At 43.3% G+C, this 22,707-nt stretch carries 9 protein-coding genes and 3 pseudogenes; 6 read left to right on the top strand and 6 right to left on the bottom strand.

Translation table 11 applies throughout. The features are described 5' to 3' along the window. Window positions 1-75 precede the first annotated feature (75 nt). The gene (locus ACFG4S_RS22935) at window positions 76-2,283 is read left to right on the top strand and encodes a recombinase family protein (RefSeq protein WP_392531291.1); all 2,208 of its coding nucleotides are present in this window, start codon (window positions 76-78) and stop codon (window positions 2,281-2,283) included. Between the two features lie 387 nt (window positions 2,284-2,670). Here ACFG4S_RS22935 and ACFG4S_RS22930 read toward each other — a convergent pair. Beyond that, window positions 2,671-3,102: pseudogene (locus ACFG4S_RS22930) on the bottom strand (YidH family protein); the annotation flags it as partial. 139 nt (window positions 3,103-3,241) lie between these two features. On the opposite strand from ACFG4S_RS22930, the gene msrA reads away from it, so the two are divergent. Continuing rightward, a complete protein-coding gene (msrA, locus tag ACFG4S_RS22925; RefSeq protein WP_392531290.1) occupies window positions 3,242-3,910 on the top strand; it encodes a peptide-methionine (S)-S-oxide reductase MsrA in 669 nt (222 codons plus the stop codon). A 305-nt stretch (window positions 3,911-4,215) separates the two neighbouring features. Here msrA and ACFG4S_RS22920 read toward each other — a convergent pair whose 3' ends face one another. Next, window positions 4,216-5,121 carry a CoB--CoM heterodisulfide reductase iron-sulfur subunit B family protein gene (locus ACFG4S_RS22920; RefSeq protein ID WP_392531289.1) on the bottom strand — a complete coding sequence of 302 codons (906 nt, stop codon included), beginning with the start codon at window positions 5,119-5,121 and terminating at the stop codon, window positions 4,216-4,218. A gap of 272 nt (window positions 5,122-5,393) precedes the next feature. Between ACFG4S_RS22920 and acpP the strand changes: the two genes are divergently transcribed. The 3 genes from acpP to tkt all read left to right on the top strand — a co-directional run bounded on the left by acpP (window position 5,394) and on the right by tkt (window position 9,719). After that, window positions 5,394-5,648, top strand: a complete 255-nt coding sequence (acpP, locus tag ACFG4S_RS22915; RefSeq protein ID WP_392531288.1) for an acyl carrier protein — start codon at window positions 5,394-5,396, stop codon at window positions 5,646-5,648. 292 nt (window positions 5,649-5,940) lie between these two features. Continuing rightward, window positions 5,941-7,191, top strand: coding sequence for a beta-ketoacyl-ACP synthase II (gene fabF, locus ACFG4S_RS22910; RefSeq protein ID WP_392531287.1), 1,251 nt, complete (start codon window positions 5,941-5,943; stop codon window positions 7,189-7,191). Between the two features lie 515 nt (window positions 7,192-7,706). After that, a complete protein-coding gene (tkt, locus tag ACFG4S_RS22905) occupies window positions 7,707-9,719 on the top strand; it encodes a transketolase (RefSeq protein ID WP_392531286.1) in 2,013 nt (670 codons plus the stop codon). A 207-nt stretch (window positions 9,720-9,926) separates the two neighbouring features. On the opposite strand, the gene ACFG4S_RS22900 is transcribed toward tkt, so the two are convergent. From ACFG4S_RS22900 to ACFG4S_RS22885, 4 genes and pseudogenes are all read right to left on the bottom strand, one after another. After that, window positions 9,927-16,133 (bottom strand): esterase-like activity of phytase family protein, encoded by a 6,207-nt coding sequence (locus ACFG4S_RS22900; RefSeq protein ID WP_392531285.1) that lies wholly within the window; start codon window positions 16,131-16,133, stop codon window positions 9,927-9,929. A gap of 575 nt (window positions 16,134-16,708) precedes the next feature. Beyond that, window positions 16,709-19,963 (bottom strand): annotated as a pseudogene (locus ACFG4S_RS22895) (phytase); the annotation flags it as partial. Between the two features lie 61 nt (window positions 19,964-20,024). Next, a complete protein-coding gene (locus ACFG4S_RS22890) occupies window positions 20,025-21,353 on the bottom strand; it encodes an IS701 family transposase (protein ID WP_392530294.1) in 1,329 nt (442 codons plus the stop codon). Window positions 21,354-21,434: 81 nt separating this feature from the next. Further along, window positions 21,435-22,412, bottom strand: a pseudogene (locus ACFG4S_RS22885) (endonuclease/exonuclease/phosphatase family protein); the annotation flags it as partial. A 117-nt stretch (window positions 22,413-22,529) separates the two neighbouring features. Between ACFG4S_RS22885 and ACFG4S_RS22880 the strand changes: the two are divergent. Continuing rightward, a complete protein-coding gene (locus ACFG4S_RS22880) occupies window positions 22,530-22,706 on the top strand; it encodes a hypothetical protein (protein ID WP_392531284.1) in 177 nt (58 codons plus the stop codon). The last annotated feature ends 1 nt before the right edge of the window (window position 22,707 follow it).

Here is a 22,707-nt window from a genome sequence, read left to right as displayed (position 1 = left end):
TTCAGCATTATTTGGTGATTATTAACCTTAAGTTAACGCACGAGGTATACTAGCAAATCTACAAGGAGAAAGTTTGTGGTTTCTCATTCGGTTTGGATTGTTGGCATTAGTCGCAGTGGTAAGACAGCTCGCTTAGTAGAGCAATTTTGTAGTTGGGTAGAACCGAAAAAAACCTATACTGAATCATTTTATACTAAAAAACAAGGGCGTGAAAAAAGTGATAATGTCCCCAAATTTTTAGAACTTAAGCCAACAGAACCAGGAGTTTTAGTCTTAGCTGCCAATGACGATAATCGTCGAGAGTTAGGTGATAAAATTGTTACATCTACCTTAGGAAAATATCCGGTTCGTGCCAAGACGCCGCTAGGTTTTTTTCAGGATGAAGTTATTTTATTCTGGCCATTGCTAATTAATTCGTTAAATCTAAAGGCACAGTTTCCAGTACGATTGCGGCCAGAAACCGAGCAAGAGTTAGCAACAAAACTTTGGCGTCCCCAATTAGACGAAGAAACTTTACGTCTTGCGGGAGTGAATGAATCTCGTTTAGTGAGACGCATCCTAGATTTATTACAATTAGCAGCTTATAGTGGTACACCTTGCGAAGATATTGCCCAGATTTTAGCTAGGGGTTTGGGGGAGAATACCACAAATTTAGAGCCAGAATTTCTGGCGTCTTTGCTCCTAGATTGGCGTAATTGGTGTCTAGAGACAGGATTACTGACTTATGGGATTATTACTGAACTTTATAGTCAGCATTTGTTAAGCGATCGCAATTACCAAAAGCATTTAACTAAACGCTATCAAGCAGTACTCGCAGATGATGTGGATGATTATCCCGCCATAGCCCGTCTGTTGTTTGAGTTGCTGTTAGATCGAGGCGCTGTAGGGGCATTTACCTACAATCCCGATGGTGCAGTGCGATTGGGATTGGGAGCAGATCCAAAGTACCTAGAAGGGCTAGCAGAACGTTGTCGGATAGAAACCTTGACTGAGCCGCCTCCACAATCCCTTAAAGAACAACTCGCTAGACAAATGGTGGAATTAGTCACAGAATCGATAATGCCGTTGAGTTTACCAGAAATTGTACACTCAATTCAAACTACCTCCCGCGCCCAACTCTTGCGGCAAACAGCCGAGGTAATTGCCAATGCGATCCAATCACAGCAAGTAGAAGCAGAAGAAGTGGCGATTATTGCACCTGGTTTAGATGCGATCGCTCGTTATACCCTAGTAGAAATCCTCGTCAAGCAAAACATCCAAGTAGAATCACTTAACGACCAACGTCCTTTAATTAGTTCGCCAGTGATTCGGGCATTGCTCACCATGTTGGCACTAGTTTATCCTGGCTTGGGACGCCTAGTAGATCGGGATGCCGTGGCAGAAATGCTGGTTGTTTTGAGCAGAAAACAGCAACTATCAGAAAACTCTACAGACGCGATGAATCGTGTATCTAATACAGACGCGATGAATCGCCTCTCTACAAATATTGATCCGGTACGCGCTGGTTTGATCGCAGATTACTGTTTTGTACCCCATCCCGATCGCCCCAACTTGCTCCCAGTGTCAGCCTTCGAACGTTGGGATAGAATCGGTTATGCAGCTACCAAAGCCTATGGTGAAATATTAGAGTGGTTAGAACAACAGCGATCGCAACAAGAACTGCGTTTAATTCCTAGTCCCATTTCTCTTTTAGATCGAGCAATTCAGCGTTTTTTATGGAATGGTAGTAATCTTCCCTATGAACAACTAGCAGCATTGCGCGAATTATTAGAAACCGCTCAACACTATTGGGAAATTGATACAAGATTACGGCAAATTGCTTCAGTTGAGACAACGCCTCACACAACTATTATTGAATTTATTCAATTACTGCGACGTGGTACGATTACTGCCAATCCTTACCCAATCCGTCCCATCGGTGGAGCGAGAAAGGCTGTCACACTAGCAACTATATTTCAATATCGATCTAGTAGGCGATCGCATCGTTGGCATTTTTGGCTAGATGCTGGTTCACCTCTATGGTCTAAAGGTGGTGCGGCCACATTATTTGGTGCGCCGTTTTTCCTGCGAGACAGGTTAGGCGAACCTTGGACAGCAGAAGACGAGAAATTAGCAGAAGAACAACGACTGCGAAGAATTTTGGCAGATTTACTCTCTCGTGTATCCGAAAGAGTTTATTTGTGTCACAGTGATTTAGCCGTAAATGGACAAGAGCAACTAGGACCACTCTTACCTTTAGTGAATGCCTGTGTAAATGTTATTTCTGAGGCTACTGTTAATTAATTAAATAGCCAATTTCTCTACCCAAAAATCTGCAATTACAGCCTCTATTATGACTTAGTTAATATCAAGGAGAATTAACCCGGCTCGCCAAAGGTACGTTTTGTCTCCCATCCTCTTAGTAATTAGGGTTTACACAAAAGTCATCAATAAATAGTTGACAAGTAAATTTCCTGTAGAGACGGCGATTTATCGCGTCTCTCTAACATGGTAGTCTTTAAAGGGTTTTCTAGGTTATCCCAAGTTATTTATACACCGTAGGGTTTAATCAGTAATCAAGAGAACATGATATAAATATTATTTAATGATAAATTTAACTAACAAAAATATTTGTTTATATCGAGTAGTAATTATCTCTTTTCTCAGATTTACTTTTGGGCTTAATCTTGGCAAATTTAGCGACTGTGGTTGACTTGGGACAGGATAACTAGCAGGTAATTTGCTACGCCATAGCAGCAAAGGAATACAGAAAAGTCCCAAAATAATTACGACTACAGTCATAATCCAAACAATTAATCTATTTGGTTGATAATCGCTTCGTTCAATTTGCCAGAAAACTTGATTGTATCGCCACGCAGCTAACACAATTGTGAAAATTCCCGAAATTACTAAAGCCAGACCTAAATTTTCGGAATTAGATAATGGATTTACGTGAGTTTCTTGTTGAGTAATGGCAAGATTAAGCTGGCGCAAAAATATAGCAAATCGGGCAATAGCAATTCCAAAGCTAATCAATGCAATAGAAGTGCGTAGCCAAGCCAGAAAAGTACGTTCGTTGGCTTGATGTTCCCTTTGACGGTCAATTTTCGGTATTTTATCCATTCTTCGGTGAAAGAAAAAACCCAAAGCTGTATCTAAAACGTTCAACAAAGTCCAGTAAGGACTCTCAGAAGACCCCAAGCGATCGCCAAAATCTTTACAATAGTAAACAAGGTAAAGATATATATCAGAGTCAAAATCAATGGCACTATTCGGATTTGGCAAAAAGCAACATATGCCCACGGCTGAGGAAGCTTTGCCAGGAAGGGCACAATCTATGTCAGTACCCGCTGCTCATTATGTCAATAAGAATACCTTAAAAGCTCCTTATCCTGATGGATTAGAGAAGGCAATTTTTGGCTTGGGCTGTTTTTGGGGTGCAGAACGCAAATTTTGGCAACTTCAAGGAGTTTACACCACTGCAGTGGGTTACGCTGCTGGATTAACACCTAACCCCACCTATGAAGAGGTATGTAGTGGGCGAACCGGCCACAATGAAGTGGTCTTGGTTGTATTTGATCCCAAAGTAATTAGTTATTCCGAACTGCTCAAAGTCTTCTGGGAAAGCCACAATCCCACTCAAGGGATGCGCCAAGGTAATGATACTGGCACTCAGTACCGTTCAGGAATTTATGTATACTCTGAAACTCAAAAGCAGCTAGCAGAAGCATCGCGGGAAGCTTATCAGCAAGCTCTCAACAGCGCAGGTTATGGCAAGATTACTACAGAAATTTTGGATGCACCTGAGTTTTACTACGCCGAAGCCTACCATCAGCAATACCTAGCTAAAAATCCCAACGGCTATTGTGGTTTGGGAGGAACAAACGTATCTTGTCCTGTGGGTGTAGTTGAATCCCAAGTGAGCGGTTAGAAAGCATACGTAGCCTCAGCGAATGGAATTCGCGGCTACACAGGCAAAGTCCGCCTCCGCGGACCTGACTTTTCACGTTATGTGGAAAAGTCACGAAAAACCTAACCCCCTAACCCCCTTCCCTACGAGGGAAGGGGCAAATTTCAAAGTCTCTCTCCTTTTAGGAGAGAGATTTAGAGAGAGGTTTTCCAGATACCGTGAAAAGTCAGCTCCGCGGACTACTGTCAAATTAAGGTTTTGGAACCTGCGGAGGCAGGTTTTATTTTTCTAGATGCGATTTTTAACCGCCCATTTCACTCCATAAATTAAAAGCCTAATTTCTCCAGTACTGTCTTTGTAGAAACAATGTGACGTTCTAAACCTAGTTCTTTTGGATTTACTCCAAGAGCTAGAGCAATCAACTGGGGTAAATGCAATACTGGTAAACCTAGCTTCTGCTCAATGACCTTTTCCACCTCTGGCTGACGCGAATCTAAATTTAAGTGACACAGAGGACAAGGTGTAACTATACAGTCAGCACCAGATGCCAAAGCGTCCTGAATATGCATCCCTGCCATTTTAAACGATTGGGTAGTGGCATAACTAGCCAGCGGCCAACCACAACATTGTGTCCGACCTCGGTAATAAATTGGTGTTGCACCCACCGCCCGAAACATATTTTCCATCGCTTCGGGTTGGAACGGGTCGTCATAGGGCATAGACTTTTGGGCGCGCAGAAGATAACAGCCATAAAAAGCCGCGCATTTTAATCCAGTTAACTTTCGAGTAACACGTTTGGTAATTTCCTCTAAACCGTAATCTGTGACCAAGGCGTAGAGGAGATGTTTAACTTCAGTACTGCCACGATAAGGCGAACAGCCTTCTTTGTGCAGCAAGCCATTTACCTGTTGAATGTAGTCAGGATTAGTTGTCTGACATTCTTTCAGGTGTTCATTGACATGGCCGATAACACCTTGACAAGTGCTGCAATGGGTAAGTAAAGGAAGATTTAATTCTTCTGCTAGGGCAATATTTCTGGCATTGACAGTATCTTCCAGGAGTTGGGAATCTTCTTTAAACGTACCAGAACCACAGCAAGCAGCTTTTTTAAGTTCAATCAGTTGAATACCCAGTGCTTGGGTAAGGGCTTGAGTTGATTGGTAAAGTTCCCGACATGCTCCTTGGGCAACACAACCAGGAAAGTAAGCGTATTTCAGTGTCTGAGATAGCATATAACTATAGTTTGGGTTAGAGCGATCGCTCTAGACAAAAATTAATTGAAAAAGAGAAGCATTGATACAGTGTCGGTTATAGCGTAAAGCCCTCCACTGCTCAATTATCCAAAGAAAACTTAGCAATTCTTTTGAGGAAGGGCAGAAGTTTTCTAACAGAAAAATACTTGGCAGTGTACTGGGCGATCGCGCTTGACGATAAGATGTATATGCTCAAAACAATGTCTCCCGTAATGAGCAGATCCTAGCAATTAGTTGAGGACTTTATATCTATGAGCCAAGCGGAACTTTTTGAGAAAGTGAAGGGCATCGTCGCCGAACAACTCAGCGTTGAAGACGATAGCACAATCAAACCAGAATCTACCTTTATGGAAGATTTAGGCGCTGATTCCCTAGATACTGTTGAACTTGTGATGGCTTTGGAAGAAGAATTTGATATCGAAATTCCTGACGAAGCTGCCGAAGGAATTCTAACAGTTCAAGACGCAGTAGATTACATCAACAACAAAGTTACCGCATCAGCTTAATTGGAGATTGGGGGCAATAGGGATTGGGAAAATTTTTCTCCAACACCTAGTGACCCTCCTGCGTAGCTAATGCTACAAACGCAGCCAAGTGGATCGTTTTGTTAATCAAAAAGACCATGCTGGCTCACAAGTAGCTAGTCGCTAGTCTCAAGTTTTTTGCCTACTTTGTCTTGATAAAGTGACGCTCCGGCGGACGCTCGAGTACTCGCTACCGCTTCGCTAACGCTGCGCTAACAGATATCAGCAAGCTTTATCTCCGACTTTTCGCTTTTTCGCCACCTTTAACTGAATCATGACAGATCTTACACGTAAACGCGTTGTTGTAACTGGTGTTGGCGCGATTACACCTATTGGTAACACAGCAACAGAGTATTGGGATGGATTATTGAGTGGACGCAATGGCATTGACTACATCACATCTTTTGATGCGTCTCGCCATGATTGCCGTATCGCTGGTGAGGTGAAAAACTTCGATCCACATGATTACTTGGACCGTAAAGAGGCCAAGCGTATGGATCGATTTTCCCAATTTGGGGTTGCAGGAGCAAAACAGGCTATATCTGACGCGCAGTTAGTTATCAATGACCTAAATGCGGAACAGATCGGTGTGATTATCGGTTCTGGGATTGGTGGCATCAAAGTATTAGAAGACCAGCAAACAATCTACCTCAACCGCGGGCCAGATCGCTGTAGTCCATTCATGATACCGATGATGATCCCCAATATGGCAGCAGGGTTAACGGCAATTCACACAGGTGCTAAAGGACCAAATTCCTGCGTTGTAACTGCCTGTGCCGCTGGCTCCAACGCCATTGGAGATGCTTTTCGCTTAATTCAAGGGGGATATGCCCAAGCAATGATTTGCGGTGGCACAGAGGCGGCTGTCACACCATTGTCGGTGGCTGGATTTGCCGCCTGTAAGGCACTTTCTTTTCGCAATGACGATCCTACTCATGCTTGCCGTCCCTTTGACCGCGATCGCGACGGATTTGTTTTGGGTGAAGGTTCAGGAATTCTCATTTTAGAAGAACTCCAACACGCCCTAAGTCGTGGCGCTCACATTTATGCCGAAATGATCGGGTATGCCATGACCTGTGACGCTTACCACATAACTTCCCCTGTACCTGGTGGATTAGGCGCAGCGAGAGCCATAGAATTAGCTCTCAAAGATGCAGGAGTCACTCCCGAACAAATCAGCTACATCAATGCCCACGGCACTAGCACCCCAGCTAACGATTCAACTGAAACCTCAGCCATCAAAAAAGCCTTGGGAGAACATGCCTATAAAGTGGCAATTAGCTCCACCAAATCCATGACAGGTCATCTACTGGGGGGTTCAGGAGGCATTGAAGCAGTAGCAACAGTACTGGCGATCGCTAATGACAAAATTCCACCAACAATTAATTTAGAAAATCCCGATCCAGAGTGTGATTTAGATTATGTGCCTAACTCTAGCCGCTCTCAAAAAGTTGAAGTGGCACTATCCAATTCTTTCGGCTTTGGCGGTCATAATGTCACACTAGCCTTTAAGAAATACCTCTAAAAGAATTTAGAAGCAGGAGGCAAAATCCAGTAAGCTTTATTCCACTCTGTCCCATACCCACTTGCCCTGAGCGACTCTTGCCGAGCGGACTTGTACTGAGTTTCGACTACGCTCAACTACCGCAAGCCGAAGTAGCCGAAGTAGCCGAGGTAAGTCGTTCGCGTACCGTCTCGCAGAGAAGGGATGCCCCATGCCCAAGGAAAGAAAGTGCCAAAAGTACTATAAGTATCATTCTGATATGAGCTAAGCGTTCAGCATGACCCAATTATCAGGTTGATTTATCACCAGAAACTCAGAAGATCCCGCTTGTCCTTCGACAATCGACAATGGGATGATAAAGATACTCTGGGGAATTTGAATGAGAGTTCAGTTATCAATCAACAGTTACCATATTTATATTTATATGGGAATGGGAAACTCAAACCCAATAAATAAAACTGTTAACTGTGAAAAATAACCCCAGCAAGAGTGAGAGCTACCAAGAGTGCTAACCCGTCGTTAAAAACAATCTTATTATGGCTGTTGCAACCCAATCCCTCGAAGAACTTTGTATTAACTCGATTCGCTTCTTGGCTGTTGATGCCGTAGAAAAAGCAAAATCGGGACACCCAGGGCTGCCGATGGGCGCGGCTCCCATGGCCTTTGTACTATGGGATCGCTTTTTGCGGTTTAATCCCAAAAATCCTAAATGGTTTAACCGCGATCGCTTTGTCTTGTCCGCTGGTCATGGCTCCATGTTGCAGTATGCCCTGCTCTACCTGGCAGGCTTCGACAGCGTAACGATTGAAGATATCAAGCAATTCCGTCAATGGGAATCCAAAACCCCTGGACACCCCGAAAACTTCATGACCCCAGGCGTGGAAGTGACCACCGGGCCCCTCGGTCAAGGAATTGCCAATGGAGTCGGTTTGGCGATCGCGGAAGCACACCTTGCCGCTAAATACAATAAACCCGATACCACGATTGTTGACCATTACACCTACGTAATTTTAGGTGATGGTTGCAACATGGAAGGCATTTCCGGTGAAGCTTGTTCATTCGCAGGACACTTGGGATTAGGTAAACTCATTGCTCTGTATGACGACAACCACATATCTATCGACGGTTCCACAGATGTGGCATTCACCGAAGATGTTTCTAAGCGGTTTGAAGCTTACGGTTGGCACGTGCAACACGTCAAGGAAGGTAATACTGACCTAGAAGCGATCGCTGATGCAATTGAAGCAGCCAAAGCAGTCACCGATAAGCCTTCTTTCATCAAGGTAACAACCATTATTGGTTACGGTTCCCCCAACAAAGCAAACACCGCTGGAGTTCACGGCGCTGCCTTAGGTGCAGACGAAATAGCATTAACTCGGAAAAATTTAGGTTGGGAATACGAACCTTTTGTAGTTCCCCAAGACGCTCTCAATCATACACGTAAAGCAGTTGAGCGCGGCGCAGGTTACGAAACCGAATGGAACAAGACATACGCCGACTACAAAGCTAAGTATCCTCAAGAAGCGGCTGAATTTGAACGCTACACTAGCGGCAAACTACCCGACGGTTGGGATAAAGTACTACCTAGCTATACTGCTGAAGACAAAGCACTACCCACCCGTAAACACTCGGAAAACTGCCTCAACAAATTAGCAGCAGTTTTACCTGAATTGATTGGTGGTTCCGCTGACTTAACTCACTCCAACCTGACGGAAATCAAGGGCAAAGGCGACTTCCAAAAAGGAGAATACCAAAACCCTAATATTCACTTTGGTGTCCGGGAACACGCTATGGGCGCCATTTGTAATGGCATCGCCCTGCACAGTTCGGGATTAGTTCCCTACGGTGCTACTTTCTTGATCTTCACAGACTATATGCGTGCTGCCATCCGCTTATCCGCCCTTTCCCAAGCTGGCGTGATTTGGGTGATGACTCACGATTCCATTGGCCAAGGTGAAGATGGCCCAACCCACCAACCCATTGAAACCCTAGCTTCCTTGCGAGCGATTCCTAACTTGACAGTGATTCGCCCCGCAGACGGCAATGAAACCTCTGGCGCTTATAAAATAGCGATCGAAAGAGCAAAAGAAAACGCTCCGTCTCTGTTGGCGTTCACCCGTCAAAATGTCCCTAACTTGGCAGGTACATCCATTGAAGGTGTTGCTAAGGGTGGATACACAGTGGTGGATTCTGAAGGTACACCAGAGTTGATTTTAATTGCCACTGGTTCAGAATTAAGCCTCGCTGTGACCGCAGCCGAGAAACTTAAGGCCGAAGGCAAAAAAGTCCGTGTTGTCTCCTTACCAGCGTGGGATTTGTTTGAAGCACAAGATTCAGCTTATAAGGAATCTGTTTTACCTAAAGCTGTTACCAAGCGTTTGTCTGTAGAAGCTGCTAGCAGTTTCGGCTGGCACAAATATGTCGGTACTGAAGGCGATTGCGTTAGTATCGATCGCTTTGGTGCTTCGGCTCCAGGCAATGTTTGTCTAGAGAAGTTTGGTTTTAGCGTTGATAATGTATTAGCTAAAGCTAAGCAATTATTGGGTTAGTAGCAACAGAATATTCTCAACATTTTTGTGGGGTGGGCATGTTGCCCGCCTTTTTTTACGGTTGAAGTTGCTGACTGTTGACTGTGAACAGTGGGATATTTTTTTATTTGGAAGTCTCTTAGGTTAATACATAAAAAGCGAGGGAGTATCACTCCCCCGCATTAGCAAAATTGCTACAGATTAACAAATTTTGAATGTTGAATTCAACTAAATCACACTAGCAGAGAAAACAAAATCATTTGCTGTGAGGTTAGTTGATGTAATTCCAACTAATGAAGCTAACTCTGTATTTCCAGTTTTCACCAGAGTGTCGCTACCCTGTTGCAACAGTGTTAAAGCACTAAATTGAGTGACACCAACACCGCCAAGACCGATTTTATCGGTGCCGATCGCAAAATCAGTCACAATGTTCTTACTCGTTGGCAGACTGCCATTAGCAATCCAGAATTGGTCAATACCAGTACCACCACTCAAGCGATTACCGCCCTGTTGACCAGCAAATAGCACATCATCTCCATCGCCACCAAATAGGGAATCATTGACACTGGAGAAGAGTTTGTCATCACCGGAACCACCATACAGACGATTATTACTGCCGTTACTGGTCAGGGTATCATTGCCTGAACCACCGAATAATGATTGCTGGGAACCTTCAACTACTGTGAGAGTATCAGCACCTCCGCCTCCAAACAGGTTATTAGCACCATTGGCTTCAACTACAGTAAGTTGATCGTCACCATTGCCACCATCAGCGCTAGTTTTGCTAGCAGCACCATTTTGACCAATAAATATTTGATCGTTACCGTCTCCTGTGGATACTGAAGATTGACTGCCTACAAGTACAGTATCATCACCGTTTCCAGTTTGGATGGTGTTACCAGTAGTACCTTCTACAAAGTCTGCTCCGTCACCTGTCAATAAGGTTTGATTTGGCTCAACAGTAATATCATCGCTAGTACTGGAACCAAAATTAATTTCTTCAGCTTGAAGTTGACCTAAGCCAGGTGCAAGATTAAGAGGCTTCTCTAATTTCAGTTCTAGAATCTCATTGTTGTCTATAACTGGATTCTGAGGATCGTTCCCCGGACGACCTGTTGAGAAGGGATAGTTGTTGTCATTAGCTACCAAAATGGTGTTTTTGTCAATAACCAAAACATTTTCAATGGTTTGGAATGGAAAGTCGAAGGTAGTCTTACCATCTCCATTCAGGTCATTGGGGTCTTTGATGTTTAACAAGTCTGCAACTTCTTCTTTAGCTACATAGCCATGAGAATCTGTTTTAGACAAGTCTATTTTGTAGATTCTCTTGAATTTAGCAGCAGCTCCTTGACCGTTATCCCGTTCAATGACTAGGTACTCATTGTCATTGATAACTGTTAAATCTCCGATGGAATTTGACGGGTTATCTAATCTGTAGTACAGCTTTTTATCGGTGTACTCGTGGCTGGCTAAATCAAATTCGTTAATCCGCAAAGCGCCAGGAGTATCGCCTTGAACCGTGCCTTCTAGCAATAAATAGAGCTTGGTTTTGCTGGCGTTAATTCCTCCACCTTCAAAACCTTTAGAGCTACCCAAGTTAGCAAAAGCATCACCTGAAAGAACATCAGGATTTTGTGGCGATCGCACTACATTATACTGAGGATCGTCTCTGAGTCGATCGCGTACTCCATCCGCGATATCTGGGAAATCACTAAATAGCGCATCTACCCCTAATTGATAGAACTGCTGAATTTCTAGTGCTAGCTGGCCTTTGTAATCTGCTGCTAAGTATTGGTCTTCGGCGCGGAAGGTGTAAGGATGAACCTGCAACCCGGCGTTATGAGCATCTTGAATTAAGGTAGAGGGAGGTAATGTTGTCTTATCAGCATCATTGACTGCTCCATCACCATTGATATCATCAGCTTTGCCATCACCATTAGCATCAGTACCTTTGACGCTAACAATCATCCGTTTCCAAGGACCAATGCCATCAGCATAGGTGGCAACTTCAGCCAAGCCTTCTGGAGTCCGCAAGTCGCCATAGGTGCGAGTATCACCACTCACCTTCAAGTCATAGGGCTGACTTTCGATGATTTTGCCATTAATATCAATGTCACTTGCATCTAGAAGTTGGATCAATGGAATATCCACACCCGCCGCTGGCATGATGGTATCATGCAGTTCCTTCAGGTTGCCTACTTCAAAGGACTGGATGAAGATCCGACTGGGGTCAGTGAAGTTATTTGCCTTGAGGGTATCAATTAATAACTGGCTGATGTTTCTGTTAATTTTGTCTGTGGTGCCTACATAGGTAGCTTCTTGAGCAAAATAAGTCGGATGCTTCGTTTCCGGGTAGATGCCAATCTTTTTACCTGTTTCGGCTTCTACTTGTTTAACTAGGTTGATGATTTCCGTAAAGGTGGGAATTTCAAATCGATCGTCAAAGGAGTGATCGCGGAAAGGTAAACGCTCTTCTGCGCGTAAAGTTTTGATTTCAGCTAAGGTGAAGTCTTCCGCAAACCAACCTGTGATTGTGTTTCCATCTAAGCTTACCGTCTTGAGGCGATCGGCAAACTCTGGATGTTTGTAAACATCTGTGGTTGTATTGCCGAAATTGACAGTACCATCAGGGTTCAAAATTGCTAAAGCAGGTTCGTGGCGAGCAATTAGCACGCCATCTTTTGTAACAACTAAATCAGGCTCAATAAAGTCAGCGCCTCTGGCAATGGCTTGCTTATAAGACTCTAAGGTGTGTTCTGGACGATAGCCACTTGCACCCCTATGACCAATAACTTTAGGTGCTTCTCCATCTAAAGTTTTGAAATGGTCAGGTGTAGCGATGGGAGCCTCTAATAACTTACCAGTGGCATCAAAATGCAGTAGATAAGGGCCAAATTCGTCTCCAATCCAGATTGTCCCGTCTTTACCAAAGACGAATGACTCGACATCAAAGTCTGCACCAGTTAGTAATCTGTCATTAGTTCCTTCATTAACAATTCCAAAAGGAACTTTGTGGTTAGGGTCAGAGAGTTGAATATAGTCTAAAACTTTAACGCTGCCATCGCCATTCTCTGTTCCCTTAAAATTCGGGTCTAGACGATTGATTCGCAATAGAAAGTCTGCACTATTATTTTTGCTACCATAACCATTGTCTGAGAGGAAATAGAAAGAGTTACTGTTAGCAAATTGGACACCACTGAAACCCTGTATTGGCTGTCCTGGGAAAGGTCCTGTTCTGCCATTGGCGGAAACATCTGCACCAGAAGGCGGCCCATCACTAAAGGTATCAGCAGGTAAGGAAGCAAAACCAACTAACTCAACTTGGGGTACAGGTGTCGCAAGTATCAGTTGACCACCCCGGCTGTGTTCGCCATTGAGTACATTCAACTGGTTGGGATCGACGCCATTGACTACACCACTAGCTTGGACATCAAATAAGTAGGAACTGCGACCTAGTTGAGGATTAGAAGCGGCTTCTATAATACCAGAGGTTTCCCAAGAACCATTGCCACCATTAAAGGCTGTACCTTGGGCATTTTGGTCAATTTCAAACAGAGGTTTGATGGTATCGCTGGCAATATCGTAAGACCAAACGCGATCGTTACGCTGCTGAGAATCTATGATTTCTCCACCGCGACCAGCTGTGTCTTCTTGGAGTAAGAGTTTGCCATTTCGATCGACAGTTACGTTGTCGTAGCTTACTCCTGTATTCGGTCCTCCAGTTAGCACTAATTCAAAATTGCTAATCTCTGCTGTTGGGTCACTTGCATTTAGGCTAAAGCGATAAGCCTTACCGTAAGGATTTTCAAAAGTGCCATCAGCTAGTCGATCCTCTGTTCCTGTGGTAACAAAGTAAAAAGTGCCTGGATTATTTGGGTCTTCGGTTATGTCTTCAATACGACGAAAGTTTGTCGAACGGAGTATTCCGTTATCACTGCCATTTACCCAATCACTCAGAGGAGTACCACTATTGAGAAGTTCATCGTCTGCACGGTCTTCTGTACCTTTGGTATCATAAACTGCGGAGCGATCGACCTTAGTCCAGGTAGCTTTTACTTTTGTTCCTTCTGCTAAGGTTTCATTGTCATATCCTGTTACCTTGAGGACATACAAATCTCCATCTTTCAAGCCATTGGGGTCTTCTGCTGTCTGATTACCGACGAACATATACAGTTCGCCATCACCATTGTCTTCAGTTGAGATTAGGACTGTTTTACCTGAATTTGTGGCGCGATATTGAGATGCTGCTAGGACATTTTCTTTGGAGAAACGACCCAAACCATCTATAGATTGAGCCGTACCATCAGTTGTCACCGCCCAACCCAAACTATCACCACTCTGCTCGTCAGCGGTAAAGAATATGGGGCCACCTTCAAAGCCATAGGTTGCTAAGTAGGCTGAACAGAATCGACCGAAGTTAATACCTGTTTGGGTTACAGCATCAGATGTAACTGTAATTTTGCCTAACTCGTTACCTTTGCTGTCAACTGCTTTCTCTATTAAATCTTTACCACCTACTAGCTTCCAGTTTTTGTCAAACTGGAGTAGCGAAATTCTACCGCCTGTAATTTGTCCAGAAATTGTGCTGGAGAAATCTGTTTTGGTAGTGTTGCTTAACTCGTGGTTGACAAACACATAGTAAGCATTGTCAGTCTCATAAATGCCCAAACCATCAGGAATGCCTGTAAAAGCATACTTTTCAGTACCACTGGGGACAAAGGAACCAAATTCACCCTGTAGTAAGGGAATTTCATCACCAACTGTCAGGAGTTGATTCAGTCTGTAATTTGACCCATCCAGAGCTTTAACATAAGCGGGGTCGGTCGTTCTGCCATCTTGAACTGGCTTTTGAGCAAGTTGGGGAATTGCAGCTAAAAGTTGTCCACCTTCTGCATGATTGCCGTTGAGAATATTCTGGTTTGGCGCACCTGCTACATTATTTTTGATGGTGTGAGCTTGGACATCAAATAGGTAAGCACCGCTACCCGGTAAGGATTCTGAGGGAATTTCGATAATCCCAGAACTTTCCCACTGTCCTTTAGCATCAGGGTTGTTATACACTGTGCCAGCAGCATCTTCATTGAGAGCAAACACACGAGTAATAGCTTTGGTGGTGGGATCGAAAGACCAAACAGAAGCTTCTCGGTTTTCTGCTTTCATCACATCGCCACCAAAAGAGGTTTCATCCTCTTGAAGCAAGATTTTGCCAGATTTATCAACTGTAATGTTGTCATAGCTGACACCTTTGCCAGGACCGCCTGTTAACAACAGTTCAAAGTCACTGATTCCGGCTGTGGGGTCAGAGGTATTTAATTTAAAGCGGTAGAGTCTGCCATAGGGGTCTTCTGCTTCAGCTGGATTATCAGTGGCTCCGGCTGCTGTTCCTTGACCTTGTTTATTTTTGGTGCCTGTAGTAACGAAATAGAAGGTTCCAGGATTATTCGGGTCTTCGGCAAAATCTTCAATGCGCTGAAAACTGGTGGAATTGCCTGTAGAGTTAACGAAGGTTGTCAGATCAGTACCATTTATTTTTGGTGTACCGTCTGCATTGAAGACGATTGATTTATCAACCTTTGTCCAGGTTGCCGCTTTTTGAGTACCTTCGTTAACTTGACCCTCGAACTCTGCACCATCGACTTTCAGAACATACAAATCTCCGTTCTTAAAGCCATTGGGGTCATCTGTAGTTTGTTGACCTACCCACATGTACAGTTCGCCATCATCATTATCTTCTGCGGCAAATAGCACTGTTTTGTCAGAGTTTTCTGCCCGATATTGGGAGGCTGCAACTACGTTTTCTTTTCGGTAGCGACCTAAACCATCAAGTGCTAAAGCTGTGCCATCTGGTGTTACTGCCCAACCGCGACTTGTATCACTGCCTTCTTCGGGAGCAAAGTAGACGGGAACCTCTGTACCAGTAGCGTCTACGAAACCAGACTGGGCTAAATAAGATGAGCAAAAGCGATCGAAAGGACTAATGGTTGCTCCACTTTCATTGGTATATAAGCCAGTTTGGGTATTTAAGGTATAAGTTCCCGTTGAGTCTACTATGGTGTCAATTAGGTTTTTACCGCCGATGACCTTCCAGTTTTCGTCAAATACAAACAGCGACACCCTTGCACCAGTGATTTTTTCACCAGGAGATGTGCTAGAAATATCTGTGGTAACAGAACCGCCTAGTTCATGATTCAACCATACATAGTTGTAGGTTTTACCCGCGATCGTTACTTGAGTAGCGCCTGTGCCATCAGGAATACCAGTGAAGGCATATTTTTGGGTGGCATCAACTTGGGGTGCTTGGTCGATGTCAAAGGTGTTAGTCAGTAGGGGTACTTCATCCCCTACTGTCAACAAAGGCACGATTATTCTATTGTCGGAGTTATTTACTGTGTCAACGTAAGCTGGTGCTGTTGTTCTTCCGTTCTCAATTGCCATAATTAGAAATGCTTTTTGGGTGAGTATTTGGATTTAGCTGCATCACAAGCTATTCAAGTTCTCTAATTACATCACTTGTGAGAAAAATCAATCATTTTCTAACTTTAGTAACCGGAATTATCGGATTATTTCCGAATTACAAAAATATATTTTGGTCTAGTCCAAATTTTGCCATTAATTCCGAGAATACATCTACAACCAAAGTCTTTTTCAGGCAGTAATGATGGTCATATGTTAACTACTAATCTGTGTTAGCAAATTAAGTGTGTGCAACTAAATTCCGAATTTAAGTTTGTCGATAGTAGTTATGAGAGAACTTGACCATTATTAAAGATGTTTCCATTGGAAGATTAAGAAAAGAATAAGTTAAACAGAAGAAATAATTAAAATGCATTTAATTGAAAAAATAATTTTTGTTAAATTTATCAAAAAATAATATATTTTGTATGCAAATTAACGCTCGTCTATGATATGGAAGTTGTGCAAGTTTTGTCTCAAACTCATTAGGCTGTAGGGACGTACAGATAGATATACGTCCCTACGGAAGACTTTTTTATCAGAAGTTAGGCAACAAACTAACCTACGACACTAGCAGAGAAAACGAAATCATTGGCTGTCAAGCTAGTTGATGTAATTCCCAGCAATGAAACTAACTCTGTATTTCCCGTTTTTACTAAGGTGTCACTACCCTGTTGTAGTAGGGTTAAAGCACTAAATTGAGTGACGCCAATACCGCCAAGCCCGATTTTATCAATAGCGATCGCAAAATCAGTGACAATGTTCTTGCTACTTGGCAGACTAGCGTTAGCAATCCAGAACCGATCTGCACCAGTACCACCAGTCAGACTATTAGTACCTTGTTGACCGGCAAATAACACATCATCTCCATCGCCACCAAACAGCGAGTCATTGACATTGGAGAAAAGTTTATCATCACCGGAACCACCATACAGTCGGTTATTGCTGCCGTTACTGGTGAGAGTGTCATTACCTGAGCCACCGAAGGATAATTGGCGAGAACCTTCAATTACTTTGAGAGTATCAGCACCAGCTGCGCCAAACAAATTATTACTACCATTAGCTTCTACTACGGTAATTTCGTCATCACCATTACCACCATCAGCCTTGGTATTTTTAGCCGCACCGTTTTGACCAATTACAATTCGATCGCCACCGTCTCCACCCAATACTGAAGAGTCACTGCCTACAAGTACAGTATCATCACCGCTTCCGGCTTGGATGGTGTTACCTTTAGTACCCTCGACAAAATCTGCTCCGTCACCTGCTAAGAATGTTTGTCCTGGCTGAACTGTAACATTATCGCCGTTGCTAGAACCAAAACTACCGGAGAAAGTTGTCAGGTTTGCAGGATGGCGCGGATCGTAACTAGTGGTGTCGATATTTAGAGAATTGGGGAAGGTATTGGCTATATTTTCCCAAGGCACCAGCTTAAAGTTAGAGTTGACATTTTCGCCATCAATGGTTTTGGCCGGTTCGTTGGAGCCATCTTGAGTGACAAATAAACCAAATGGGAAGTTAGAACCCAGTGGCACGTTAATGACATCAGCACCATCTGACTCTTGCACACTGTCAATTGATCCATTGTTACCAATGGCAAAGTTACCTACGTATTGGTTATTACCTTCACGAGTGTAAGCAACAAAGGTGCTATTGCCTTGGCTGGATGCTAGGAGGTAACCTGTGCCGTTTTTGCCGTAATAAATGGTTAAACCTTCGGCATCGTCGGTGAGGTGAGAACCACCCTCAAAACGAACGCGATCGATGAGTTTACCTGTTGTGCCTCCATCCGGTTCTGCTTGGAATTTCCAGATGCCCACATCTTCTTGGGCTATGTAAAGATAACCGGTTTCTTGGTCAACCACCATACCCTCTGTTTGGGCAGAACGCTCTGGTGCGGTGGGTGAGGGGATGGTGAACTCCCGCACCAGTTCCGCCCCAATTTGGCCATTACCTTTATCAATCAATTTGAACTGAGCGATGTCTCCAGTTTGGCGGCGACTGGTAAAGACATAGTAATCATTGGTTACAGGGCTACGGTATAAAGTAAGTCCGTAAGAACTGCGAGTTGATGCAGAATAAGGAGGTTCAAAAGACGATCCTTGGAAGATAGTACCAATATTGCTATCGGTGATATTTTCCAGGTATTGTCCGGAGGTGGTGGGGTTGGGGTTAATTTTGAAGATTGCTAGTTTATCATTTTGGCGATCGCTAGCTACGGCAATATCAATAGATTGACCGCCTAATTTAAAACCGTATTGCAGGTCAATGTTATTGTAGCGAATGCCACCAGGATTAACTGTCTGCAACAAATTACCAGATAAGTCATAAACCCGCAATCCGGCATTTTTCACTGAAGTTAGTACTAAACTATCAGCAGAGTTTGTGGCATTAACATAGATGGCAGGGTCATCAGCATCAGCATTTCGATCTACAGCAGGTAGTGTCGGATCTTCATCGTCAAATAAACCAGGACTGGTTTCTACTGTGGGTGCAGCAGTGGGAACTAAGTCTGCACCTAAGGTCAGGATTTGGGTATATTGAGTTGTACCAAAGTTGTTGTCACTCACCAGCACAATGGACTGACGACCATCTGCTAGTTTCGGACCGAAGGCAAGACCCTCAATGTTATCTAATCCAGTGGGATGATTGGCGTCAGTTGGGAGATTCAGGTCATTTAAATTCAACAGCAGACGCTTTTCGGCGGGTTTAATAGCTGCTAGTTGTTCAGCACTCAAATTCTTGAGAGAATCGTAGAAACTAATGTCAGTTGCACCTTGCAAAGAAACTTCGTAGATTTTGATGGTGTCGCCTACACCTTGGGCAAACGAACGTTCCAACGCCAGGAAAGTGCCACGATTATCGATCGCTAGTAAGTCTGCCAAACCATTATTACTTGCGCCTGTGGTGGGGTTGGGCGCTTCGGCGATCGGATCGGTAATATAAAGATATTCTTTTTCTGGTTGTCCAGTCACCAAATTGTATTGCAGAATCCGGGAAGGGCTGCCACTGGTGAGTGAAGGGATTAATCCATCTTGGGAAAGGGCGTTTTCGGTGGCGGTGAATAAAGTTTTCTGGTCGGGTGTGATGGTAAGACTTTCAAAGGCTAAGTTATTATACACGCCTGATGTCTGCGTATCACCTGCATCTACAACGCCGTCGTTATTGGTATCTTGAACTACTGGTAGGAATTTAGTGGGGACAAGTAGCGATTGTACTTCTTGCCCTGTAGCTAAGGAAAACTCTTTAATAAAGGGATTGGTAACACGACCTGCACCAGGATTAACTTCACCCTCGGAAGAGATAAAAACTGTACCATTGTTGGTTAAAGCGATACCTTCTGGGTCGAGGCTGTTAAGAGGAAAGAAGTTGCCGTTGGTATCTTTGAGGGTGGTGACATTAGTAAAAGTCACCCCAGAATCGGTAGCAGTAAAAGTATAAAAGCGGGCGGGTGCAACTTGGGAGCGATCGTCTGAAATAGCATAATAGCGGTTATTCGCAGCATCGTAGGTGACACCCGAAAGCCCACCCACAGGAGTTTGTACCCCATTGACCGTTCCCGCTACACCAGCAGGAATAAAGCCTGTGGCAAAAATACTCTGCTTCACAAACCCAACATTGGGAATAGTTTCACCTGGTTCTGTTGCCCTGGTTTGGACATCTGCAAATATTAGACGATGGTCAGAACTGGGGAAGGGAAAAGTACCGACTGGGGAGAATGTTGGGTCAGTATTCAGCGGCCAAAATACTCCTGAGTCAGCAATTTGAAGGTCAGCAGATGGTAGCACATAGTCTGTTCGCAGGTTTCCGGGATTTCCGAGAGTAGCCCTCTTCTGTCACTCTCCGAGATAAGCAAGTAGTAACAAAGTGAAATTATCCAGAAGCATAACAGGTTTTAAATTGATTCATTGCACTAATTAATTGATTGAATCCCAGCAATAATTTAGAATTTGGGAAAATATGTATCCAGGGATAAATTAACCAAAATAGTAAGAGTGGTTGGGCAATGAGACGCAGATTATTTAGAGTATTTTTCCATCCGCATTCATGGTTCCATTGTTGATGATTAGAAAAATCAACATCACTATTTTTTTGAACCTCAGCTTCAATTTGACGAGATTTATTTAAGCTTAAGAAGGCTGGAGAATTTAAACTAATCATTGTGTACACACAAAAAATAATTTCCCACCACCTTTCTATATGTTGAAAATTTGTGAACCGATAATCTGTCCAGCCGAGTTCCTGTTTACACTGTCGAAATCCATATTCTACCCAGGTTCTTAATCCATATAAATCGCCTAAAGTTTTTTTGAGTTTTCCTTGAAGATTTGTCATCACAAATGTTGTAGAATTTTCTGGCATGGTTTCTGGGTCAGTAGTTATTTCCCAGTAAGTTATGGCTCTTTTTTTACCATAAATTATTTCCCTAATGTATCGGGTTTCTGATTTTTGATTGCTAAATGTTCTTTCAAATTTACACCACTTATTAGCCCTAACGCTTTGTCCTGCTGGCAACCAGACTCCATGATTACTTCTTATTGCTACGACATAATCTAATTTATATTCAGCTACTTTTCTAATAAATTGGCTACTTTCACCATATAAACTATCTGCCAGTACCAGTTTAATGTTAAAACCTGATTCAATTAATTCTGTAATGATGTCTGACGCTAACTCTATTTTAGTTTTATATTTATCCTCCTCTTTTAACGTTCCTTTGGGTTTGAATACTTTTACAGTTAATGGAAACGTTATATTAGAATAAACTCCATAGGCATTGACTGAAACTATTCCATTATCGACTTTTCCTACACTTCCTAGATATTGCCTGGCTACATAATCAGTCTTTTTACCTTTTTTTCTATCTCCGGTTTCATCTATTACTACTGTAATCGCATTTCCATTTAGTGCTTTTTTAAGTTTATTTAATCTTAGTTGTTTTAATTTATCTACTGACCAGTCTGAATTGGCTAAAAAATGATGTAATGACTGTGCGGAGTTTATACTTACGACTTTCGCTATCTCTGGTAATGATTTTCTTTTAATTTGTGACATTATTCCCAGATGTAAATATTTGAAGCATTCATAATTTCTTACTTCTTTAAACAGGTCTTTATACTCTGCACAATATTCATCTATGGTCGCAACTGTTGGGTGAGCATCTCTTGCCAAATGTTTCAAAATTTGTAATTCTACATCCATTGCCCTACTTACCTTTCAGGGTTTTCTTTTTTTATTCTTTTATTTAGAATAACCGGAAAGTGACAGAAGAGGGGTAGTATCATCACCAAAATCTGCGGTGTCAAAAGCCGGATTGCCCGTATGGCTAGAGTTTGCACCACCCTGCAAAATTGCTTGTTGGGGGGCACCAAGACTGGTAGGGATGACATTAGTATTGATATTCGGATTTTGCAATAATTGGCGGATAGCATTGTCATAACTATCACCATCTAAGGGATCGGCATTTTGGTCGCCCATAATCACAAAGTCTGAACCAGCAGCAATACCGCCTGTTTTCCCTGCATCATCATAGATGTAATTGCCTTTACCAGGGGTTATGTAATCTGCCCAAAAGCGGATTTCATCATGGTTGCGCTTGCCGTTCCGGTCTTCGGCGCCATCAAAGGTTGGGGGTGTGGGGTGGCTGACGAGGACATGAATTGTCTCGCCGTTTACTTCAATGGGTACATCCCAATGGCTTTTAGAAGAGAGGCGGAGAACTGCCAATTCTTCATCAGAATACCAATCATTGGGCTGTGGTGTCGTCGGGTCATCAGGAAGCAAAGCATTGGGCATATCCTTCCAGAGAAAATTTTGGAAGGTGCGGACATTGGCAGTGTCGATGGGATATTTAGACAACAGCAACATCCCGTATTGACCAGGAAAATTCCCGAATCCTAAGGCATCATCACCATATCCGGCTGCACCTGGGGTTGTAACCACTGCACCGTTGTTATTCAAGTCAAACCCAGAGGCAATACCTGTATTAGAAGGGGCAATGTAAAAATAAGGGTAATCAACAGGAGTGGCGCCATTTTGGCTGACTGCAAGATAATTTTGCTTGAATAGCTGAACGGCTTCCGGGGAGTAGTCAAACTCATTTATCAGCAGGACATCGGGGTTATTACGCTGGATAATTTCTGCAACCGCTTTTGCTTGAGCATTGTTAGGGGTAGACAAATCACTGACTAACTGACCTTCAGCGTTGCGATTCAAAGAAGCGTTGAACTGAGAAAACCGAATTGTGCTTGTAGTTACCATACTTTTATTTCAGAAAAACTGGGAGTACTAAATGGGCATTTCTTAACAGAAGCGTTCATTTCTAACTCTTACTCTCTGCGCCGATCGCTGAATCTCGACTCACTTCGACGCCACTCAGTGCAAGTCGCTCGATTTGAGCGTTGGTCATTAAATCTCGACTCACTTCGACGCTGCTCAGTGCAAGTCGCTCGATTTGAGCGTTGGTCATTGAGCGTAGCCGAAATGAGCCGAAGTGCTGTGTCTGTGCGCGAACAAAACGATCGCTCTCAAGTTTTCTCAAGAGCGATCGCTTAAA

The sequence above is a fragment of the Nostoc sp. C117 genome (assembly GCF_043099735.1).
Classification (GTDB): Bacteria; Cyanobacteriota; Cyanobacteriia; order Cyanobacteriales; family Nostocaceae; genus Nostoc.
The sequence above is the reverse complement of the archived record's forward strand: the minus strand, read 5'-3'. Positions and strand labels throughout refer to the sequence as shown.